The sequence below is a fragment of the Epibacterium sp. HA2-3 genome, from assembly GCF_055693725.2.
Genome location: NZ_CM172490.1, coordinates 2,170,446 through 2,188,486, shown reverse-complemented (window position 1 = coordinate 2,188,486; position 18,041 = coordinate 2,170,446). Strand labels below are relative to the sequence as shown.

The following is an 18,041-nucleotide window of genomic DNA, read 5'->3' as shown; positions in this document are numbered from 1 at the left end:
CGGGCCCCTCATTTTTGTTTTCCGTTGAGCTTTTAGCCGGTGATGCGCGCCTCGATGTAGCGGTTGACGGCACCGCGAGCGTCTGCATCAAGACGCAGGCCGAGTTTGGTTCGGCGCCAGAGGTAGTCCTCTCCGGAGCGCACCCATTCGTTTTGAATGGTCCAGTCCAATTCGCGCGCGGTGATGGTCGCGCCAAAATCCTCCCCGAGATCCGACGGGGTGGTCGCATCGCCCAGAACATCCCAAGCCTCTGTGCCATAGGCGCGGATCAGGCGGCGCACGGCATAGGGGGTGAGGAATGGATAGTCCTGCGCGAGTTTGGCACCCAGTTCCGTCACGCCCTCGACGGGGAAGTCGCCACCGGGCAGAGCGACACCGGCCGTCCATTTCTCAGGCAGCTCTGGAAAGACTTCGTTGATCTTCTCGAGCGCGGCTTCGGCGAGTTTGCGATAGGTGGTGATCTTGCCGCCAAAGACGTTGAGCAAAGGGGCTTGGGCGGTGTCGAGTGTCAGCACATATTCACGCGTCGCTGCCGACGCCGAGCTGGCGCCATCGTCATAGAGCGGGCGCACGCCCGAGTAGGTCCAGACGATCTGCTCGCGCGTGACGGGGCGCTCGAAGTAGTTCGAGGCAAAGCGCACCAGATAATCCTGCTCTTCCTCGGTGCAGACGGGTTTTGTTTCGGGATCTGGGTGATCTGCATCCGTGGTGCCGATGAGGGTGAAGTCTTCCTCGTAGGGGATGGCAAAGATGATGCGCCCATCCTGACCCTGGAAGAAATAGCAGCGCCCATGATCATATAGCTTGGGCACGACGATATGGCTGCCGCGCACGAGGCGTACGTTTTCGCGGCTGTTCTGGCCCAGCTTCTGGCGCAGCACATCTGCAACCCATGGGCCACCGGCATTGACGAGCATCTTGGCGCGGCGCGTTTCTTCCTCACCGGTGGCAAGATCCCTGAGGCGGATCTCCCAGTGATCGGCGTGGCGGGTGGCGTTGATGACTTCGGTGCGGGTCAGGATCTCTGTGCCGCGGCTTTCGGCGTCGCGCGCATTGAGCACCACGAGGCGGGCGTCCTCGACCCAGCAGTCGGAATATTCAAAGGCCTTTTTGAATTTGGATTGCAGAGGCTTGCCTGCCTCGTCACGGGTCAGATCCACCGTCGTGGTGCCGGGCAGGATGCCGCGTTTGCCAAGCGTATCGTACATGAAAAGGCCCAGCCGGATCAGCCACGCAGGGCGGCGGCCTTTCATCCATGGCATGAAGGTGGTGAGCAGTTTGGAGGTTGGTGTGGTGTTGTCGAACCGCATGTCTTTGTGAAAGGGCAGCACAAAACGCATTGGCCAGGAGATATGCGGCATCGCACGCAGCAGTACCTCACGTTCGATCAGGGCTTCCTGGACGAGGCGGAACTCGAAATATTCAAGATAGCGCAGCCCGCCGTGAAAGAGCTTGGTCGAGGCCGAGGATGTCGCGGACGCGAGATCGTTCTTTTCCGCGAGGGTCACGGAAAGCCCACGGCCTGCTGCGTCGCGCGCGATGCCACAGCCATTGATGCCGCCGCCAATGATGAAGAGATCGGTGATCTCGGTGCTTTGCGAGGAATCAGTCATTTGCGCTGCTTTCGTTTTCTGCGCCGCCGTCTGCGATGAGGATTCGTGTGCCAGCGGCCTCTGCGGCCTCGGCAAATTCCGCGGGAACGGGGCGGTCGGTGATGACAAGGTCCAGCTCGGCCAGCGCGCAGATGCGCACTGGGGCAGAGCGGTCGAATTTGCTGCCGTCGCACATCAGGATGCGCGTGCGGGCGTTTTTGAGGATCGCGCGGGCGACGGATACTTCGCGCGCGTCGTGGTCGAGGATGGCACCGTCGGCGTCCATGGCAGAGGCGCCGATCACGGCGTAATCGACCTTATAGCGATTGATGAACTCGACGGCCTCTTCGCCGACGATGGCGCCGTCGCTTTGCCGGATGGAGCCGCCAACAAGGATCAGGTCACGCGTCTCCATTTCCATCATCATATTGATAATGTTGATGTTGTTTGAGAGCACCGTGAGGCCCTTGTGGCCAGAGAGTGCACGCGCGACCTGTTCGGTGGAGGTGCCGATATTGAGCGCGATGGAGCAGTTTTCCGGGATCACCTCAGCCGCCAGAGCTGCCATCGCGCGCTTGCCGGTCGCGTTGAGGCTGCGCCGTTCGGCATAGCCGCGATTTGACGCCGAGCTGATGCGCACCGCGCCGCCATGCACGCGGCTGAGCTGCCCTCGGGCAGAGAGGTCACGCAAGTCTGTTCGCACCGTCTGCAAGGATACGCCAAAGCGCTGCGCGAGGTCTTCGACCTCGACGCGATCCTGCTGGGTCAGCAAGGAAAGGATTTCGTTTTGGCGGTCGTTGGCGTCCATTTGCTTTCCTTTTCGCGAATACTTTTAGGCGAATGCAGGTATATTGTCACTATTGATTTTCGTTTTGGTATTGGGTGGCATCAAAAAGAAAGCCCCTCGCACAAGGGCAGAGGGGCTTTGTCTCGGTGTTTGACGCGAATCTGCTCAGGGCTGGCGTGGTACAGATGCAGCCGAGGAAAGGGCGATGAGGTGGTTGTCCCAAGCCAGGGGCGCCTGTGCGAGCGTCGTTACCTCTGTGCCGATCTGGGCCATGATCCCGGTTCCGGTGCTCACCAGAAAACCGTCTTTCAGCGGCGCCAAACCGCAGACATCCGAGAGGGCATGTTCCGCATGCAAGGCACCGCTCGTGCAGTCCACCACCTGCACCACACCGCCGCGCGGCGAGGTCACAGCGAGTGCGGTCTCATCTCCTGAGAACGCAATCGAGCCACCATAGCCATTGAGGTTGCGCAGGCGCGGGTCATCCTCAGCCATCAAGCGCGGTGCGCTGCCGGGTTGATGCAGGCCGACAATGGGCACATCAGCGCCCAGATCTCCCTGCCATTGCATCGCAAAGCCCACCGCGCCATCGCTGCGCACCGCGATGTGACGGATCGAGTTCTTGTGCAGATCGGCGGGCAGTTCCATTTGGTGCTGTATTTCGCCCGAAAGGCTCAGATAGCTGAGATTGGGGCGCATGAAGGGGATGTTGAGTTTGGCGCGGCCGCTCTCAGGATGGGTTTCGATACCACCATTGGCCACCACAAGACCGGGGGCGTCGCGGCGCAAGAGCATCTCGTGCGGGCCGATGCCGCCGGAGGAAAACTGGCCAATGCGGCGATAGTCGCCTGCGTTCCAGACACCGATCACGCCTGCACCGCGCGTATAGTCGTTCTCGGTGGTGTAAAGCACCTCGCCTTCGGGCGAGAACACGCCGTGCCCATAAAAATGATGCCCCTCGGGGGGCTCAAGGCGAGCCAGCTGCGCGCCGCTACGGCAGTCGATCACATCGGCAAAGCGCCCGGGGCGGCGGGCAAAGGCCACCGCTTCGGGGCGTGTGGGGTGAGCGCTGGCCGCATGGCCGCGATCGGGCAGCGGGTGGCGAAACAGCACCTCGCCCACCGCCGAAAGCCCGGCCATCACAAACAGCCCCAGCGCGTCCTTGCCCGCAGAGAGATAGGCCGGCGCACCGACATCGGCCCATGTGGCGGTTGGCGTCACGCTGCTGGCCAACAGACCTGCAAGAAAGCCGCGTCGAGAGGGCATGTTGAAACTCCTGTATCAGTGCAATGCGACACGTGGTCAGTCGCCATCCAGCGCGTTGAAGCCAGCCTCGACACCCAGTTTGGAGCCGAGATCACGCAGGGCGATTTCTTTGATCTCAAAGACGTCCTGTTGCAGTGTCTCCAGCAGAAAGCGCTTTTGCGGATCTGTGATGCCCGCCAGGCTTGGATCGTCCGAGAGCTGATCTGCGTGGCGGTCGGCCTTGTCAAACACCTGGGTCAGGTGCTCGGTCAGTGCCCCGTCATTGGCCGACAAGAGCAGGGCCAGTTCCCGCAGGCTCTGGAGTTGGATCTCGATATGGCGCAGGGAGCGGCCAGAGCGACGGGCCTCGGCGCGGTTCGGCTTTGGCGCATCAAAAGTGCCAAGCGGGCGCCCGATCCGCATGTCGGCGAGAATCTCAAGCCATGTGGTCAGCGCCTTGAACAGCTCCTGATGCGCTTCGGTCTCGCTGCGGTAGCGCGCTGCCGGGGTGCGCAATTGATCGGCGTAGTCCTGTTCCCAGTCATCGAGAATAGCGGCGCTGTTTCGCGCAAGGTCCCGTGCAACCGCTTGAACAAATGCGCAGGCATAGTCCGGATCGCCGAGATCCGCGTAAGCCGGATCAAAAAAGAGGTATTCGAGCGCGTAGAACCCGCGCACAGCGACCGAAGCGGTGGCAAAATCCTCGGGCGTGTCCACCACCGGGCTGCGGTTGGTCAACAGACTGCGCAGCGCTTTGGGGGTCTTGGCGCGGCTGTCGGGCCAAAAGGCGATGGCAAAGGCCCGATTGTCCACCTCTGAGGGGCCAAAGCGCAGATGACTCGCAGCGACCCAGGCGTCAAAGGCCGCTCCCCAGGCATTGCGCACAGCCTCTGAGGTGGGGGCGCAGTCGCTCTGGGCGAGGGTTGCAAACTCGGCGCTCTCGGACGTGAGCTGGGCGTAGGTCGGCAGGATATGCTGATCGATCACCGCCTCTGCAAGTGCGTCCGCGCGGGCGGCGCTCGAAAGTGCCAAGACGGTGCAGGCAACAGTGCAGGCGGTGGCGGTGAGGCGGGACAAGAGGGGCATCAAAGGGACTCCAGAAATGAAATAAGGGCCGCGCGGTCGGCAGGGGGCAGGGCCACCACCCGGTCGCGAGCAGCTTGTGCTTCGCCGCCATGCCAGAGGATCGCCTCAAGAAGGGTGCGGGCGCGGCCATCATGCAGGAACGTGGCGCGAGCAGAGACCTGTTGCGTCAGCCCGATCCCCCAGAGCGGGGCGGTGCGCCACTCGCGCCCCGTGGCGCGCGCTTCGGGGCGGTTGTCGGCCAGCCCCTCACCCATATCGTGAAGCAGCAGGTCAGAGTAGGGCCAGATGAGCTGAAAGCTCTGTTCGGGGCGGTCTATCAGGCGGTGGGTGACAAACTTCGGGGTGTGGCAGCTGGTGCAGCCGATCTCGTAGAATACGGATTTACCGCGCAACACCTCTGGCGCATCCAAGTTGCGGCGGGCCGGTACTGCTATATTGCGGCTGTAAAAGGTCACGAGATCCATATTGGGCTGGTCGATTTCAGTGCCCCGCAAGTCTTCATCGCCATGAGGGGCAGCGCGGCAATCAACCTGCTGAGCGGTGCAGTCCCCATAGGGCTGGGGAAACAAAGGGGTCGAGATGCCGATATCGCCAGAGAAGGCCGCCGCGGATTGTTCGTGAATGGTGGCGGTCCCGGCTTTGAGGCCAAACCGACCAAGCATGATCTGGTCGAATTCCTTCGACCATACGAGGTTGGCGCGCCCCGAGATGCCATCGCCGTCCAGGTCGTCCGGGTCGGCCAGCGCGAGGATGTCGGCGGCCGGGATGGCCTCCAGAAGGCCGAGCCCGATCATCGGTGGAGCGACGCGCGGTGACAGCATAGCCTCTGAATCAAGCGGGCCGTATTTGAGCGCAGACGCCTCGAATTGGGGTTTGCGCAGATGCGCGACCTCGCCGCCATTCAGGGCGATTTCTTCTTCGGTAAAGGTGACGGACAGGCGGTATTCGGGATCTACGCCGGGGGCAGAAAAATCCTGCAACTGCCAGCCATAGGTCGGCTCTGGCACCATGCCGATATAGTCTGGAATGGCGCGCAGGTGCGGTGGCACCGGGGCGGGAACCGATATGCGCAAAAACGTCGAGGCAGAGCGATAGTCCGGCCCCTCTGGCAAACGACCACGACCGTCGCGGATATGACATCGCTGGCAGGCGCGGGCATTGTAGACGGGGCCGAGCCCATCTGACGCCAGCGTCGAGGCCGGAGAAAACACCCATAGTTTGTCAAACAGCGCTTCCCCGAGATGAAACTCCAACCCTTGCTCAAAGGTGAGGTTTGCGGGCGGCTGGCTGAAGGCATCGCGATCATCTCTGTGCGGCAGGGTCGCAGTTCCGGCAGAGTTTTCCTCGAACGCTTCGGGTGCAGCAAAGTCCTCAGTGGGCGCGGTGACGCGTTCCACCCGACGGGTTTCATGTGTGGTTCGGGGCAAGATCGACAGATGCGGCTCTGCCAAACCAGGCGCCGCGGGGGCAGGGCGGTCCGTCGCATGAAGCGGTGCGGCCAGCACCAGAGCGAGGGCCGCACCGAGAACTGGGGCCGAGTTACTCGGCTTCGTCCATCTTGGAGGCGTTGAGCTGCGCGTAGTTTTCGGCGCCAACGCGGTCGTGCAATTCAAGCTGGGTCTCCAGGAAATCAATATGGCCTTCTTCGTCTGCGAGTAGCTCTTTGAACAGCTCCTCAGACACGAAATCACCATGGGTCCTACAGTATTCTGCCGCTTCTTTATAAAGCGCGCGGGCTTCTTGTTCGGCGGCCAGATCGCATTCCAAGGTTTCCTTGGGGGATTGGCCGATGCGCAGCGGGTCGAGTGTCTGCAGGTTGGGATGACCTTCGAGAAAGATGATCCGGTCGATCAGCTTGTCCGCGTGGTTCATCTCTTCGATGCTTTCCTCGCGGCTCTTCTTGGCCATGTGCCCAAGGCCCCAGTCCGCCTGGAGCCGGTAGTGCAGCCAGTACTGGCTGACAGCAGTCAGCTCGCTCCTAAGTGCCTTGTTGAGATATTCGATGACTTTGGGGTCGCCCTTCATAATTGCTCTCCGGAGATATGGCTGTACGCAAGTTCTGCAGCTGTGCAGGTACAACCACCTTAGCGTTGGCGCGCATCGTGTCCAGAAAGAGCGACATGCAGCCTCCGCATTCCGCCTGCTTGCCCAAGGCGCGGTAGATTTTCCCAGGAGTGATAATGGTTTGTGGGTCAGAGGCACGCATCCAGTCAATCGCTGCATGAATGTCGTGATCCGAAATGGCGGTGCAGTGGCAGATGATCATGGCGGGGCGTCGATCCCAAGAGATTCTGTAAGCTACAGGCTTTGGATCAATATCCGAGTAAAAGAATAAGCTTTCAAGGGTAAATCGGACTGTTTTGATCAGGAAATTGTGAGCCGCAGTTGTAAAATGGGCCGCATACAGGCTTTGGGTGGCCAAAACTCAGGTCCGAGTATCAAAAATGGAGCCGCGCCAAGGCGCGACTCCGGACAGATCGGGGACCGGACCTGCGTTAGTGAAAGACCGCCGAGGGGTCGTCCAGCGAATCCGAGCCCTCAATGGAGACGGCGTCGAGTTCCAGCGCCGCCACCACACGTTCGATTGAACGGGTCTGGTCCACGAGCGCGTCAACGCCGCCCATGACCAGGGCCTCGCCCGCTGTGCTGCCCTGCGCGAGCATCTGGTCATAGGAGAAACCCGCCTCGGCAGCGGTCTTGATGCGACCGAGCTTCATCATGGTGGTGGCGAGCTTGGCGGTGAGTTCGCTGTTCAAAGCGGGATCGGCGGCTTCGACCAGATCCGCGAGCGCGGCACCAGAGACCAACGCACCATTCACCCGCACGTATTCACCCAGATAGACGTTCTGGATGCCCAGCCCATCGTAATAGTGGCTGTTGTGCGTGTTGTCGGAGAAACAGTCATGCTCTTCCTCGGGATCGTTCAGCATCAGGCCCAGACGCATGCGCTCGCCAGCCTGTTCCCCATAGGACAGTGAGCCCATGCCGGTCAGAATTGCGGTAATGCCCGCGTTCTCGTCAGAGAGCACCTCGGCGCGCGCGGCGCCCCCCTCGGCCCATTGCGCAGTGATCCACTCGAGATCCGATACCAGCAGATCGGTGGCCGCTTTGAGGTAAGCGCCCCGACGGTCACAATTGCCGTTGGTGCAGTCTTCGCCAGTGGCGTAATCGGTCCATGCCCGCGCGCCGGCGCCATGCTCGGTGCCGTTCAGGTCCTGCCCCCAGAGCAGAAATTCAATGGCGTGGTAGCCGGTGGCGACATTTGCTTCGACGCCGTCCGCTTCGTGCAGGGTCTCTGCCAGCAGCTCGGGCGTGATCTCGGACGCATCGATCGCCTGGCCTGACAGGCTGAAATCGGGGTTTGCGACCACATTGAGCACTGCTGCGGCGTTTTCATCCGTGGGGCCGCCATAAGAGGCATCCACATAGTCGATGAGACCCTCATCCAGAGGCCATGCGTTCACTTTGCCTTCCCAGTCGTCAACGATGGCATTGCCAAAACGATAGACTTCAGTCTGCTGATAGGGCACCCGGGCAGCCAGCCAAGCCTTTTTGGCAGCGGCGAGGGTCTCGGCGGAGGGCGCGTCGATCAGGGCCCCAACCGCCGCCTGAAGCGTCTTGGCCGTGATCAGGCTGTCCTCGTATTTTGCTTCGGCGATATTGGCGTAGTTGGTCAGCACTTCGCCCTTGGACGTGGCGAATGCAGCAGAGGTCCCTGCGGCCAGAGCCAACACGGCAGCACCGGTGAAAAGCGGCGTTTTCATAAAATCATCCTCGTTGGAATTTTGAAAAAGAGGCGCGGGGCGCCTGTGGGGTCACTTGGTCAAAATCAGCTTGCCCGCGCGGGTGATCCGCAGCGAGTAGATCTGACCATTGAGAAGAATGCGCGCCTGCACGCCCCCGCGCGTGAGATCCTCGGCGTGGTAGGTCGGATAGGTTTCCGGCTGCGTGGCGGCGGTGATGTCGGCTTGGGAAATCGGTTTCAGGTTGCTCATAAAAGAGACCTCTGTCTGTGCGTGTTCTGCTCCACCTTGTCGAACAGCCACTCAACGCATGAATTTTGCTGGGGCAATTCTTCCGACAGGACGGTCTGCCACAGATCCGCAACGGGCTCTGGGTCGGCATCACGGTCGGTGCGCGTGGGGATTTGGCCAGTGAAGTTCAACATGTGCGGGACGCAAGGTTCAGGTTGTCGGCTGGCCTGTATCACACAGGTTGGCTGGATTGCCTTATTCCTGATTTATTTGGTCAGATATGTCAATCGGCTAATTCTTCCCTTGGCAAACTTTGATTTTTCCAAAGTTGCGAATGGGGGATGGGCAATGAAAAAGGCCGCCCGGGTGGGGCGGCCTTTGATGCGGTTGAGCGTGCGGTGCGCGCCTTAGGCGCTGCGACCTCCGGCAAAGCGCTCTTGCCACTCTTCGCGCTGCTCATCGGTAATCTTGGCAAAGAGCACCTCCGGCACCGTGAAAGCATGGCCTGCGGGCAAGGCGGCGAGTGCGGCGGCAACGTCTTCGGGCCAGCTGCGATCCTCGGTGCCGAGAGCGGCAAACAGGCGATCGGAGGCATCTGGAATGAAGGGCGCCGACAGAACCGCATAGAGACGGATCAGATTGAGGCCGAGGCGGACCTGACCTGCCGCGCGCTCGGGGTCTTCCTTGAACACCGACCAAGGCGCGGCAGATTGCAGGTATTCATTGCCCGCAACCCAGATCGCGCGGAGTTCCTGCGCCGATTTGCGCACCTCCATCGCCTCCATATGGCGTTCAAAGGCGCCGATGCGGGTGGAGAGCTCTTCAATGAGGGTCTGTTCCTGTTCGCCCCAGGTGCCGCCATCGGGCACCTCTTCGCCAAATTTCGAGCGGCAGAATTTGGTGATGCGCGAGACAAAGTTCCCAAGCACATCCGCCAGATCCTTGTTCACCGATTGCTGGAAGTTCTCCCAGGTGAATTCGGAATCGGAGCTTTCGGGGGCATGGGACAGCAGCCACCAGCGCCAGTAATCGGCAGGCAGGATCTCGAGCGCCTGATCCATGAACACGCCGCGCCCCTGCGAGGTGGAGAACTGACCGCCATCATAGTTGAGGTAGTTGAAGGATTTCAGATGATCGACCATCTTCCACGGCTCGCCCGACCCCAGCAGGGTCGCGGGGAAGGACAGGGTGTGGAAGGGAACGTTGTCCTTGCCCATGAACTGCACATATTTGACGTCATCCGCGCCCTTGTCGGTGCGCCACCAGCGCTCCCAATCGGCATCGGTTTTGCCATGGGCCTCGGCCCATTCGCCAGCGGCTGCGATATATTCAATCGGTGCGTCGAACCAGACGTAGAAGACCTTGCCTTCCATGCCAGGCCAGTCCGCGTCGCCTTTTTTGACCGCAATCCCCCAGTCGAGGTCACGGGTGATGCCCCGGTCCTGCAAACCGTCGCCATCATGCAGCCATTTCTTGGCAATCGAGGTGGTGAGCACCGGCCAGTCGGTCTTGGAGTCGATCCACTGGTCCAGTTGGTCGCGCATTGCGGACTGGCGCAGGAACAGGTGCTTGGTCTCGCGCACCTCAAGGTCGGTCGACCCCGAGATCGCAGAGCGCGGGTTGATGAGGTCGGTCGGATCGAGCTGTTTGGTGCATTCCTCGCATTGATCGCCGCGCGCCTTCTCAAAGCCGCAGTTGGGGCAGGTGCCCTCGATATAGCGATCAGGCAGAAAGCGGCCATCGGCGTTGGAATAGACCTGTTTTTCCGACACTTCGGTAATCAGGCCAGCCTCTTCGAGCTTGCCCGCAAAATGCTGGGTCAGCGCGTGGTTCTGCGGGCTCGAGGAGCGGCCATAATGGTCAAACGACAGGCCAAACCGCTTGGCGATGTCGGCCTGCACGGCGTGCATTTCGGCGCAATAATCGGCCACCGGCTTGCCGGCTTTGGCTGCGGCGAGTTCTGCGGGGGTGCCGTGTTCGTCGGTCGCGCAGAGGAACATGACCTCATGGCCGCGTCCCCGGTTGTAGCGGGCATAGAGATCGGCAGGAAGTTGGCTCCCCACGAGGTTGCCGAGGTGCTTGATCCCATTGATATAGGGCAGTGCCGAGGTGATGAGAATTCGGGCCATATCGTCCATCCACGTCGCTTGTCTGGCAGCCCGTCTATCCCATGCGGGAAGGTACGAAAACCCCATGATCCTGTGCAAGGCAAAGAAACCGGTGAAACGCTCGGGTTTCGGGTGCATCCTGCCTTGACCGACGGCACCGCATCGGGGAGGTTCGAGGCGAATTTGACGCCCAAGCCCTTGAAACCTCGCGCATGCGTGAACATATCGATTTGCATACAATGGCATACATATTGAACTATCTTTGCAGATGACAGATCTTCTTCTCGACGGGGCCTTTGCCCCATTCACCGTGGCTCTTGCGCTTTTGCTCGGTTTGGTGGGGATGGAAGTTCTGGCATTGCTCTTGGGAGGCAGCCTCCTTGGAGGTGACAGCGATGCCGATCTGGATGGCCCCGGCGGGCCTGAACTGGATGCGGATCTCGATATGGGGGCTGTGGATCTGGATGCGCTGGATAGCGCGGATCTGGAGGCTCTGAACTTTGAGTCAGTGGAGGGTCTTGAAGCCGACACGGGTTCGGCCGCGCCTGACGTCACTGGCGGGGGCGGTGTTCTGAGTTGGCTTGGCATCGGCCGCATGCCCTTCCTGATCTGGATCGGTTGTCTGTGCTTGGCCTTTGGCCTCTCTGGTATGGCGTTGCAGCTGGGCGCGCGGAGCCTCTTTCAGAGCTTTGCACCGGCCGGACTGGTTGCGATCCCTGCAGGTGTGTTTGGTCTCTGGTTCACGCGTGGTTTTGGCGCCGTTTTTGCGCGCATCTTGCCACAGACCGAGACCGAAGCCGTCTCGGAGGGCGCATTGGGCCGCAGACGCGGCGTGATCACCCAAGGCACCGCGCAACGCGGTCGCCCCGCCGAAGTGCGCGTCACCGACCGCTATGGAAACGCGCACTACCTGCGCGCAGAACCCCTGAGCGATCAGGAAAAGATTGCGCAGGGCACCGAGGTGCTCGTGATCCGGGATCGGCGGAGCAAACGATATGTTCTGGTGCCGCTCTCTGAATAAGCGGCGCTCAGACTTCAAAGCGATACGAATTATTTGAACAAAAAGGAGAATTGGGATGGATGGATCTTTCCTATTGGTGCCGGTCATCAGTATCTTGGCGCTGGTTGCCCTCATCGGGCTTGTCCTTGGACGGCTCTATCGCCGGGCCACCCGTGAAGTCAGCCTGGTAAAGACCGGCTCTGGCGGCAAAAAGGTCATTATGGACGGCGGTACGGTTGTGGTTCCGCTGCTGCATGAAATCAGCCCGGTCAACATGAAGACCCTGCGTCTGGAGGTGCAGCGCTCGGGTGAGGCGGCACTCATTACCCAGGACCGCATGCGGGTCGATGTGGGTGTGGAGTTCTACGTCTCGGTGATGGCCACCGAAGAAGGGATTTCGCGCGCGGCGCAGACGCTTGGGGATCGCACATTCGACGTTGAGCAGCTGCGCGAGATGATCGAAGGCAAGCTCATCGATGGTCTGCGCGCCGTGGCGGCCCAGATGACGATGGACGGGCTGCATGAAAACCGCGCCGATTTTGTGCAGGAGGTGCAGAATGCCGTCTCCGAGGATCTGCTGAAAAACGGTCTGTCGCTTGAATCCGTCTCGCTGACCGCGCTCGACCAGACACCCTTTGAGGCGCTGGATGAAAACAACGCCTTTAACGCGGTCGGTATGCGCAAGCTGGCAGAGGTGATTGCGACCTCCAAAAAAGAGCGCGCGCAGATCGATGCAGAGGCAGAAGTCGCCGTGCGCCGCGCCGCAATGGAAGCCGAGCGTCACAAGCTGTTGATCGAGCAGGATGAACAGCAGGCCCGCATCGAGCAGATGCAAAAGGTCGAGACCATGCGAGTCGCCCAAGAGGCGGAGATCGCAGCCCGGACCGAGGACTCGGTGCGTGAAACCGAACGCGCCCGCATCGCCCGCGAAGAAGCCATCCGCGCCGCCGATATTGAGCGCGAGCGCAAGATCCGCGAGGCCGAGATCACCAAGGAGCGCGAACTGGAGGTGGCCGAGCAGGAACGCCAGATCATCATTGCGCAGAAATCCGAGGAAGAAAGCCGCGCCCGCGCCTCTGCCGACCTCGCCCGTGCCGAGGCCATCAAGGCGACCGAGGCCGTGGCAACCGCCCGTCAGGTGGCCGAGGCCGAGCGTCAAAAGCAGATTGTCCTCATTGAGGCCGCGCGAGAGGCGGAGCGCCAAGCCACCGGCATTCGTCTGGCCGCACAGGCCGAAAAAGAAGCTGCCGCCGACCGCGCCGAAGCGCGCCGCGAGGAAGCACAGGCCGAGGCCGATGCGCTTAATATTCGCGCTGAGGCCAAGAAAAACGACATGCTGGCGGAGGCCGAAGGTAAACGCGCGCTGGTCGACGCTGACAATGCGCTTTCGCCGGAACTGGTGCGCATGAAGGTTGACCTCGCTCGCATCGAGGCGATGCCCTCGATCATTGCAGAGATGGTGAAACCGGCCGAGAAAATCGACTCGATCAAGATCCATCAGGTCGGCGGCGTGGGCGGCGGTGCGGCCTACAGCAGTACCGGGGCCGGTGCCTCTGGCGACAAACCCGTGGTCAATCAGGCGCTCGATTCCATCATGGGCATGGCGGTGCAGATGCCGGCGCTCAAAACACTCGGCCGTGAACTGGGTATTTCCATGGAGGACGGCGTGTCCGGCGTGGTGAACGGCATGCTGGAGGGCAATGACATCGCCCCCGAAGTCGCCGCCGACCCGGAGGCAACGGATGAGGCGAAGACCTCAGAGGTTCACTAAGCGCTGATGCGCTGAGACATCGGAAAGGGCTGGCCGCGCGCTGGCCCTTTTTGTTTTGGGCGCGATGGAATGTGAATACGGGTTTGGCAGCTTTGAGTCCATCTTGACGGATGCTGCAAGTAGGACAAACGTCTGCTACTCAGAGCCTGCAGAAACAACTCTTGTTTGGATGATTGAAGTGAAAGCAAGCGAAAATCGTGGGTCATCTCGTTTAAAGAGAGTCTCCCGTTGGGTAAAACTGAACTTTAATCGGCATGAAATTTGGGCGGTCAAAGCCGCGCAAAAAGTACCTTTGTTCGCCCTATTCGCCTTTGGCACTCTATGGATTTGGTTCTTCTTGCCAATGATCCCGATTGGCATCTTGTCAGTCGTCCTGCTTGAGAACACAGGGTTTTTGGGGGCAGTCTTCAGCCTGGTTCTAGGGCTCGGGGGTTTGGCAATTGTCAGCCCGTGGTTCTTTCGTTGGTATTTCATCTGCGCCGGTTTGATGTTTGGGCGTACCCAAATGGCGAAGTCAAAAGAAAATGAGGTTTCGAATCGTCTTAAACTGCTCGAAGACACCAAAGCCCCGTCATAGAGTGCTTGAGAATACTAGCGCGCGTACCCCCAACCATCTCGCTGCCCATTCGAAAGACGCCACTGGCGCAGTTGCAGCGAATGCTCACTTAGTCCCAATCTCAGACAGACAGGTTTGCCTCGCCTTTGACAGGTTGGGCACTCCTACTGTCGCCCTTCACGGGCGCGTTTCAGCATCTTGCCGATCGTGAATGACGTGCGCGGCGCATAGACGTAGCGGGTGCGTTCGGTTGGGGTGGCGCGGCTGCGCATCCTTGCAAGGCCAAAGACGATCAACCCCGCATGCCCCACTGCGATAAAGACAAATAGCGCCCCTGGCCCGAAGGCCTCAATAAGGGCCGAGGCGATAAAGGGTGCGGCAATCGCGCCCGTGGCGTAGAAGAACATCAAGGCCGCCGAGAGCTCCACCCGCTCTTCGGAGGTGGCAAAGTCATTGGCATGCGCGGCAGAGACAGAAAAGATCGGCACTGTCGTCAGGCCGAAGAAAGCCGCCGACGCCATGATGGCAATCGTGCCGCCACCGCTTGCAGGCAGGGTTACGGCGCAGGCAATCATCGAGACGCCTGAGAGCCAGATGAGCACCCAGCGACGGTCGAATTTATCCGCAAGCCAGCCCACGGGGTATTGCGCGAGTGCGCCGCCGAGAACGAAGGCGGCAAGGAAAAAGGCGATTTGGTCGATCACCAGTCCGACTTCCTGACCGTAGATCGGGCCAACCATCCTGAAGGAGGCGCCACTCAGGGCGGAGACGATCACGCCGGCCACCCCGAGGGGTGAACAACGCCAGGCCAGACGGGGTCTCAGGCGCGGGGCGGCGGGCATCTCGGGCTGGCTCGCGCGGGTCATCATCAGCGGCAGCAGCGTTGCGCAGCACAGGATCGCCAGCAGGTTGTACGAGATGTAATGCGCAGGCGGCAGCACCGCGATCAACAGCTGCGCCGCCAGAGACGCACTGGTGTCGGCGATCCGATAGAGACCGGAGGTGCGGCCCCGGTTCTCATTGGTGACCTTTGCGTTGATCCAGGCCTCGATGACCGTGTAGCAGCCCGCGACACAGAGGCCAGATGCGATGCGCATGGCGGCCCATGCGTAGGGATCGTCCGTGAGCGTATGCGCCAAGAGGCCCATCGCGCCAAGTGCCGTGCAAACCGCAAAAGCGCGCGAATGTCCAACACGACCCATAAGGCGCGGGGTCCACCAGCAGCCGATAAAGAAGCCAAAGAAATGCGCCGAGCCCAGAAGGCCGATCTGGCGGTTGTCAAACCCCATCGCGGCACCGGAAATGGCATCCAGCGGCCCCACGCCTCCGGTCGAGAGCTGAAGCAAAATCACGGAAAGAAAGAGGGCGGCAAAAGAGAGGATCGTGCGCATAACAGGGCCGACCATAGGGATTTGCCAGATCGGTGCAGTTGCGTTTTCGACGTTCGGGGGTCGTTTTTCATGTGCTGTGGCCAATGCGGCGCAGATCGCAGTGTGGCGCTGGCCTGTGCAAGGGGGTGTCGGGCATGCAAAGGGGAAAGGACCAGATTTGAGGCAAGTAGGTAAAAGGGTGGGCAACGCGCCCCAGGAGCGCCGTTCAATGACTTGCATCCGCTCCCCGGCGGGCTAGGGTCCGCGAGGAACAGAACATCAGGAGAGCGCGAGATGAAGAAGAACCGGCTTGGCCGCACAGATATGATGGTGACCGATCTGTGCCTTGGGACCATGACCTATGGCACTCAGACCGATGAAGCAGATGCGCATGCGCAGATCGACATGGCACTGGAAGCGGGGATCAACTTCCTCGATACCGCTGAGATGTATCCAGTGAACCCCATTCGGGCGGAGACCCTTGGTCTGAGCGAAGAGATCATCGGCAACTGGAACCAAAAGACAGGCCGCCGGAAGGACTATATTCTTGCGACAAAACATTCGGGCGAGGGCTCCGTGGCGCGCGATGGGGCGCCGATCACAGGCAAAACCATTGCGGCGACCGTTGAGGCATCGTTGAAGCGGCTCAAGACCGACTACATTGACCTTTATCAGTTTCACTGGCCAAACCGCGGCAGCTACATGTTCCGCAAGAACTGGAGTTATGATCCGACCGCTTCTTCTTATGATCGCGCGCAGGTGATCGCGGATATGGAAGAATGCCTCGCCGCGTTGCAGGCGCAAGTCGAAAAGGGCAACATCCGCGCCTTTGGGCTTTCCAATGAAAGCGCCTGGGGCACTGCGCAATGGCTGCGTCTGGCGGAAGAGGGCAAGGGCCCGAGGGTTGCCTCGATCCAGAACGAATACTCTTTGCTGTGCAGGCTTTATGACACGGACCTGGCAGAGCTGAGCCACTATGAGGATGTTGGCTTGCTGTCGTTCTCTCCTTTGGGGGCCGGGTATCTCACCGGGAAATATCAAGAGGGTGCGGTGCCGGAGAAGTCGCGCAAGTCGATCAACCCGGAGATGGGCGGGCGGCAGTCTGATCGGGTAGAGGCGGCCGTCGCGGCCTACCTGACGATCGCGGCCGATCATGGGCTGGATCCGGTGCATATGGCGCTGGGGTGGTGCCGGACACGGCCGTTTATGGCTTCGGCGATCTTTGGTGCGACCGATGTGGCGCAGCTCGCGCATATCCTTGAAGGTGCGGATCTTGAACTGGCGCCCGAAGTTCTGGCTCAGATCGATCAGGCCCATCGCGCCCATGCGATGCCGTACTGAGGCCAACGGAGGGGGCGCTGCCCCCTCTTGCCCTGATCGGGCAATTCACCCCCGGGATATTTGTAAAAAGATGAAGGGCTAGTTGGTGCTGTGGCTGGCGTGGCTGGTTGCCTTGAGCACAGGGTAGCTTGCAAACGCGGTCTCGGCACTGTTCTGGCGTAGCTCGCGCGCCGAGAGCCCATGCGCGGTGCGAAAGGCGCGCGCAAAGGTGGATTGCGACGTGAATCCGGTCGCCACCGCGATTTCCATCAAGGGCAGATTGGTGTCTGTGACCAGTCGGCGGGCCTCTGCCAGACGCAGTTGCAGATAGTGATCCTGTGGCGTTGTGTTGAGGCGCAGGCGGAATTGCTGTTGCAGGCTGCGGGGGCTGGTGCCGAGCACTTCGGCGATTTCCGCCAGCGGTTTGGGGTCATCCAGCGCGGCTTCCATTATGGCGTTGGCCTTCGCGGTGAGGGCGTTGTGCTTGTGATGACCAAGGCGGCTCTGGCTGCGCTGGGGCGAGGCGGTGCCGTCATAAAGGAAGAGGCCTGCCACCCGTGAGGCAAAGCCATGCCCGTGACGCGCGCCGATGATATGCAACATCATCTCGATTGCCGGCGTCGCCCCGCCTGAAGTCATGCGCCCCTCGGAGACGGTAAAGCGATCCGTGCGACAGTGAATATCGGGGAAGCGGGCCGAGAAATTCTCCAGATCTTCCCAATGGGTCGTTGCCGCATGGCCGTCCAGCAGCCCGGCTTCGGCCATGAGCCAGGGGCCCCCGTCGATCCCGGCGATGGTGGCGCCACTGCCCGCGATGCGGCGCAGACCGGCCAGAAGGCTTGGTGTGGCATGGCGTGCCAGTTGAAAGCCGGCAACGACAATCAAGAGGTCACAGTCATCCAACCGCGCCAGCGGCGTGGTCGGCACGGTGAGGCCGGAGGTGAGCATCGGCGGCTCGGCTGTGGCGCTGACATAGTCCCAGTCAAAAGCCGCCCGCCCCGCCAGCCGATTGGCGGCGCGCATGGGGTCGACTGCTGCGGCAAAGGACAATGTGTTACACTCATCCATCACCAGAACGGCGGTCTTGAGGGGGCGGTTCTCCGGCTGGAGGATGTTTTTTGCGGATTTCATCAACTTCGATTCGCTTCGCGTCAACTCTTGCTGCCAAGGCTGAGCCAGACTGCAGATCAGCGCAAATTGGAATCCGGGGAGAAGCCTGGGGATAACCCGGG

The 18,041-nt window shown here is 60.9% G+C and carries 16 protein-coding genes; 4 read left to right on the top strand and 12 right to left on the bottom strand.

What is annotated here, in order from left to right; all coding sequences use genetic code 11:
- Positions 1–32: 32 nt before the first annotated feature.
- From glpD to metG, 10 genes are all read right to left on the bottom strand, one after another.
- Positions 33–1,613, bottom strand: a complete 1,581-nt coding sequence (gene glpD, locus ACZ1HH_RS10255) for a glycerol-3-phosphate dehydrogenase (RefSeq protein ID WP_011539527.1) — start codon at positions 1,611–1,613, stop codon at positions 33–35.
- Complete coding sequence (locus ACZ1HH_RS10250; RefSeq protein WP_416368902.1) at positions 1,606–2,400, bottom strand: DeoR/GlpR family DNA-binding transcription regulator; 795 nt, start codon at positions 2,398–2,400, stop codon at positions 1,606–1,608. The genes glpD and ACZ1HH_RS10250 overlap by 8 nt, the downstream gene beginning before the upstream one ends.
- 144 nt (positions 2,401–2,544) lie before the next feature.
- Entirely contained in the window at positions 2,545–3,645 is a 1,101-nt protein-coding gene (locus tag ACZ1HH_RS10245; RefSeq protein ID WP_472636573.1) for a DUF1513 domain-containing protein, read from the bottom strand.
- 36 nt (positions 3,646–3,681) lie between these two features.
- On the bottom strand, positions 3,682–4,710 hold the full coding sequence (locus ACZ1HH_RS10240) for an imelysin family protein (protein ID WP_472636572.1): 1,029 nt from the start codon (positions 4,708–4,710) through the stop codon (positions 3,682–3,684).
- On the bottom strand, positions 4,710–6,215 hold the full coding sequence (locus ACZ1HH_RS10235; RefSeq protein WP_472636571.1) for a di-heme oxidoreductase family protein: 1,506 nt from the start codon (positions 6,213–6,215) through the stop codon (positions 4,710–4,712). The genes ACZ1HH_RS10240 and ACZ1HH_RS10235 overlap by 1 nt, the downstream gene beginning before the upstream one ends.
- Before the next feature lie 34 nt (positions 6,216–6,249).
- Positions 6,250–6,735 carry a bacterioferritin gene (gene bfr, locus ACZ1HH_RS10230; RefSeq protein ID WP_044026862.1) on the bottom strand — a complete coding sequence of 162 codons (486 nt, stop codon included), beginning with the start codon at positions 6,733–6,735 and terminating at the stop codon, positions 6,250–6,252.
- Positions 6,689–6,976 carry a (2Fe-2S)-binding protein gene (locus ACZ1HH_RS10225; RefSeq protein WP_416369331.1) on the bottom strand — a complete coding sequence of 96 codons (288 nt, stop codon included), beginning with the start codon at positions 6,974–6,976 and terminating at the stop codon, positions 6,689–6,691. Before ACZ1HH_RS10225 ends, bfr begins: the two co-directional genes overlap by 47 nt.
- 229 nt (positions 6,977–7,205) lie before the next feature.
- Positions 7,206–8,474 carry an imelysin family protein gene (locus ACZ1HH_RS10220; protein ID WP_472636570.1) on the bottom strand — a complete coding sequence of 423 codons (1,269 nt, stop codon included), beginning with the start codon at positions 8,472–8,474 and terminating at the stop codon, positions 7,206–7,208.
- 51 nt (positions 8,475–8,525) lie between these two features.
- A complete protein-coding gene (hemP, locus tag ACZ1HH_RS10215) occupies positions 8,526–8,705 on the bottom strand; it encodes a hemin uptake protein HemP (protein WP_011539519.1) in 180 nt (59 codons plus the stop codon).
- A gap of 386 nt (positions 8,706–9,091) precedes the next feature.
- Positions 9,092–10,813, bottom strand: coding sequence for a methionine--tRNA ligase (gene metG / locus ACZ1HH_RS10210; RefSeq protein ID WP_011539518.1), 1,722 nt, complete (start codon positions 10,811–10,813; stop codon positions 9,092–9,094).
- A gap of 247 nt (positions 10,814–11,060) precedes the next feature.
- Between metG and ACZ1HH_RS10205 the strand changes: the two genes are divergently transcribed.
- The 3 genes from ACZ1HH_RS10205 to ACZ1HH_RS10195 all read left to right on the top strand — a co-directional run bounded on the left by ACZ1HH_RS10205 (position 11,061) and on the right by ACZ1HH_RS10195 (position 14,140).
- A complete protein-coding gene (locus ACZ1HH_RS10205; RefSeq protein WP_472636569.1) occupies positions 11,061–11,813 on the top strand; it encodes an OB-fold-containig protein in 753 nt (250 codons plus the stop codon).
- Positions 11,814–11,868: 55 nt separating this feature from the next.
- On the top strand, positions 11,869–13,563 hold the full coding sequence (locus ACZ1HH_RS10200; RefSeq protein ID WP_472636568.1) for a flotillin family protein: 1,695 nt from the start codon (positions 11,869–11,871) through the stop codon (positions 13,561–13,563).
- A 103-nt stretch (positions 13,564–13,666) separates the two neighbouring features.
- Positions 13,667–14,140, top strand: coding sequence for a hypothetical protein (locus ACZ1HH_RS10195; protein ID WP_472636567.1), 474 nt, complete (start codon positions 13,667–13,669; stop codon positions 14,138–14,140).
- A 143-nt stretch (positions 14,141–14,283) separates the two neighbouring features.
- Here the strand turns inward: ACZ1HH_RS10195 and ACZ1HH_RS10190 are convergent, their stop codons facing one another.
- Entirely contained in the window at positions 14,284–15,510 is a 1,227-nt protein-coding gene (locus tag ACZ1HH_RS10190) for an MFS transporter (RefSeq protein WP_011539515.1), read from the bottom strand.
- Between the two features lie 273 nt (positions 15,511–15,783).
- Here ACZ1HH_RS10190 and ACZ1HH_RS10185 point away from each other — a divergent pair, with 273 nt between their 5' ends.
- Positions 15,784–16,830, top strand: a complete 1,047-nt coding sequence (locus ACZ1HH_RS10185) for an aldo/keto reductase (RefSeq protein WP_472636566.1) — start codon at positions 15,784–15,786, stop codon at positions 16,828–16,830.
- Between the two features lie 78 nt (positions 16,831–16,908).
- On the opposite strand, the gene ACZ1HH_RS10180 is transcribed toward ACZ1HH_RS10185, so the two are convergent.
- Positions 16,909–17,940 carry a GlxA family transcriptional regulator gene (locus ACZ1HH_RS10180; RefSeq protein WP_472636565.1) on the bottom strand — a complete coding sequence of 344 codons (1,032 nt, stop codon included), beginning with the start codon at positions 17,938–17,940 and terminating at the stop codon, positions 16,909–16,911.
- Positions 17,941–18,041 lie beyond the last annotated feature (101 nt).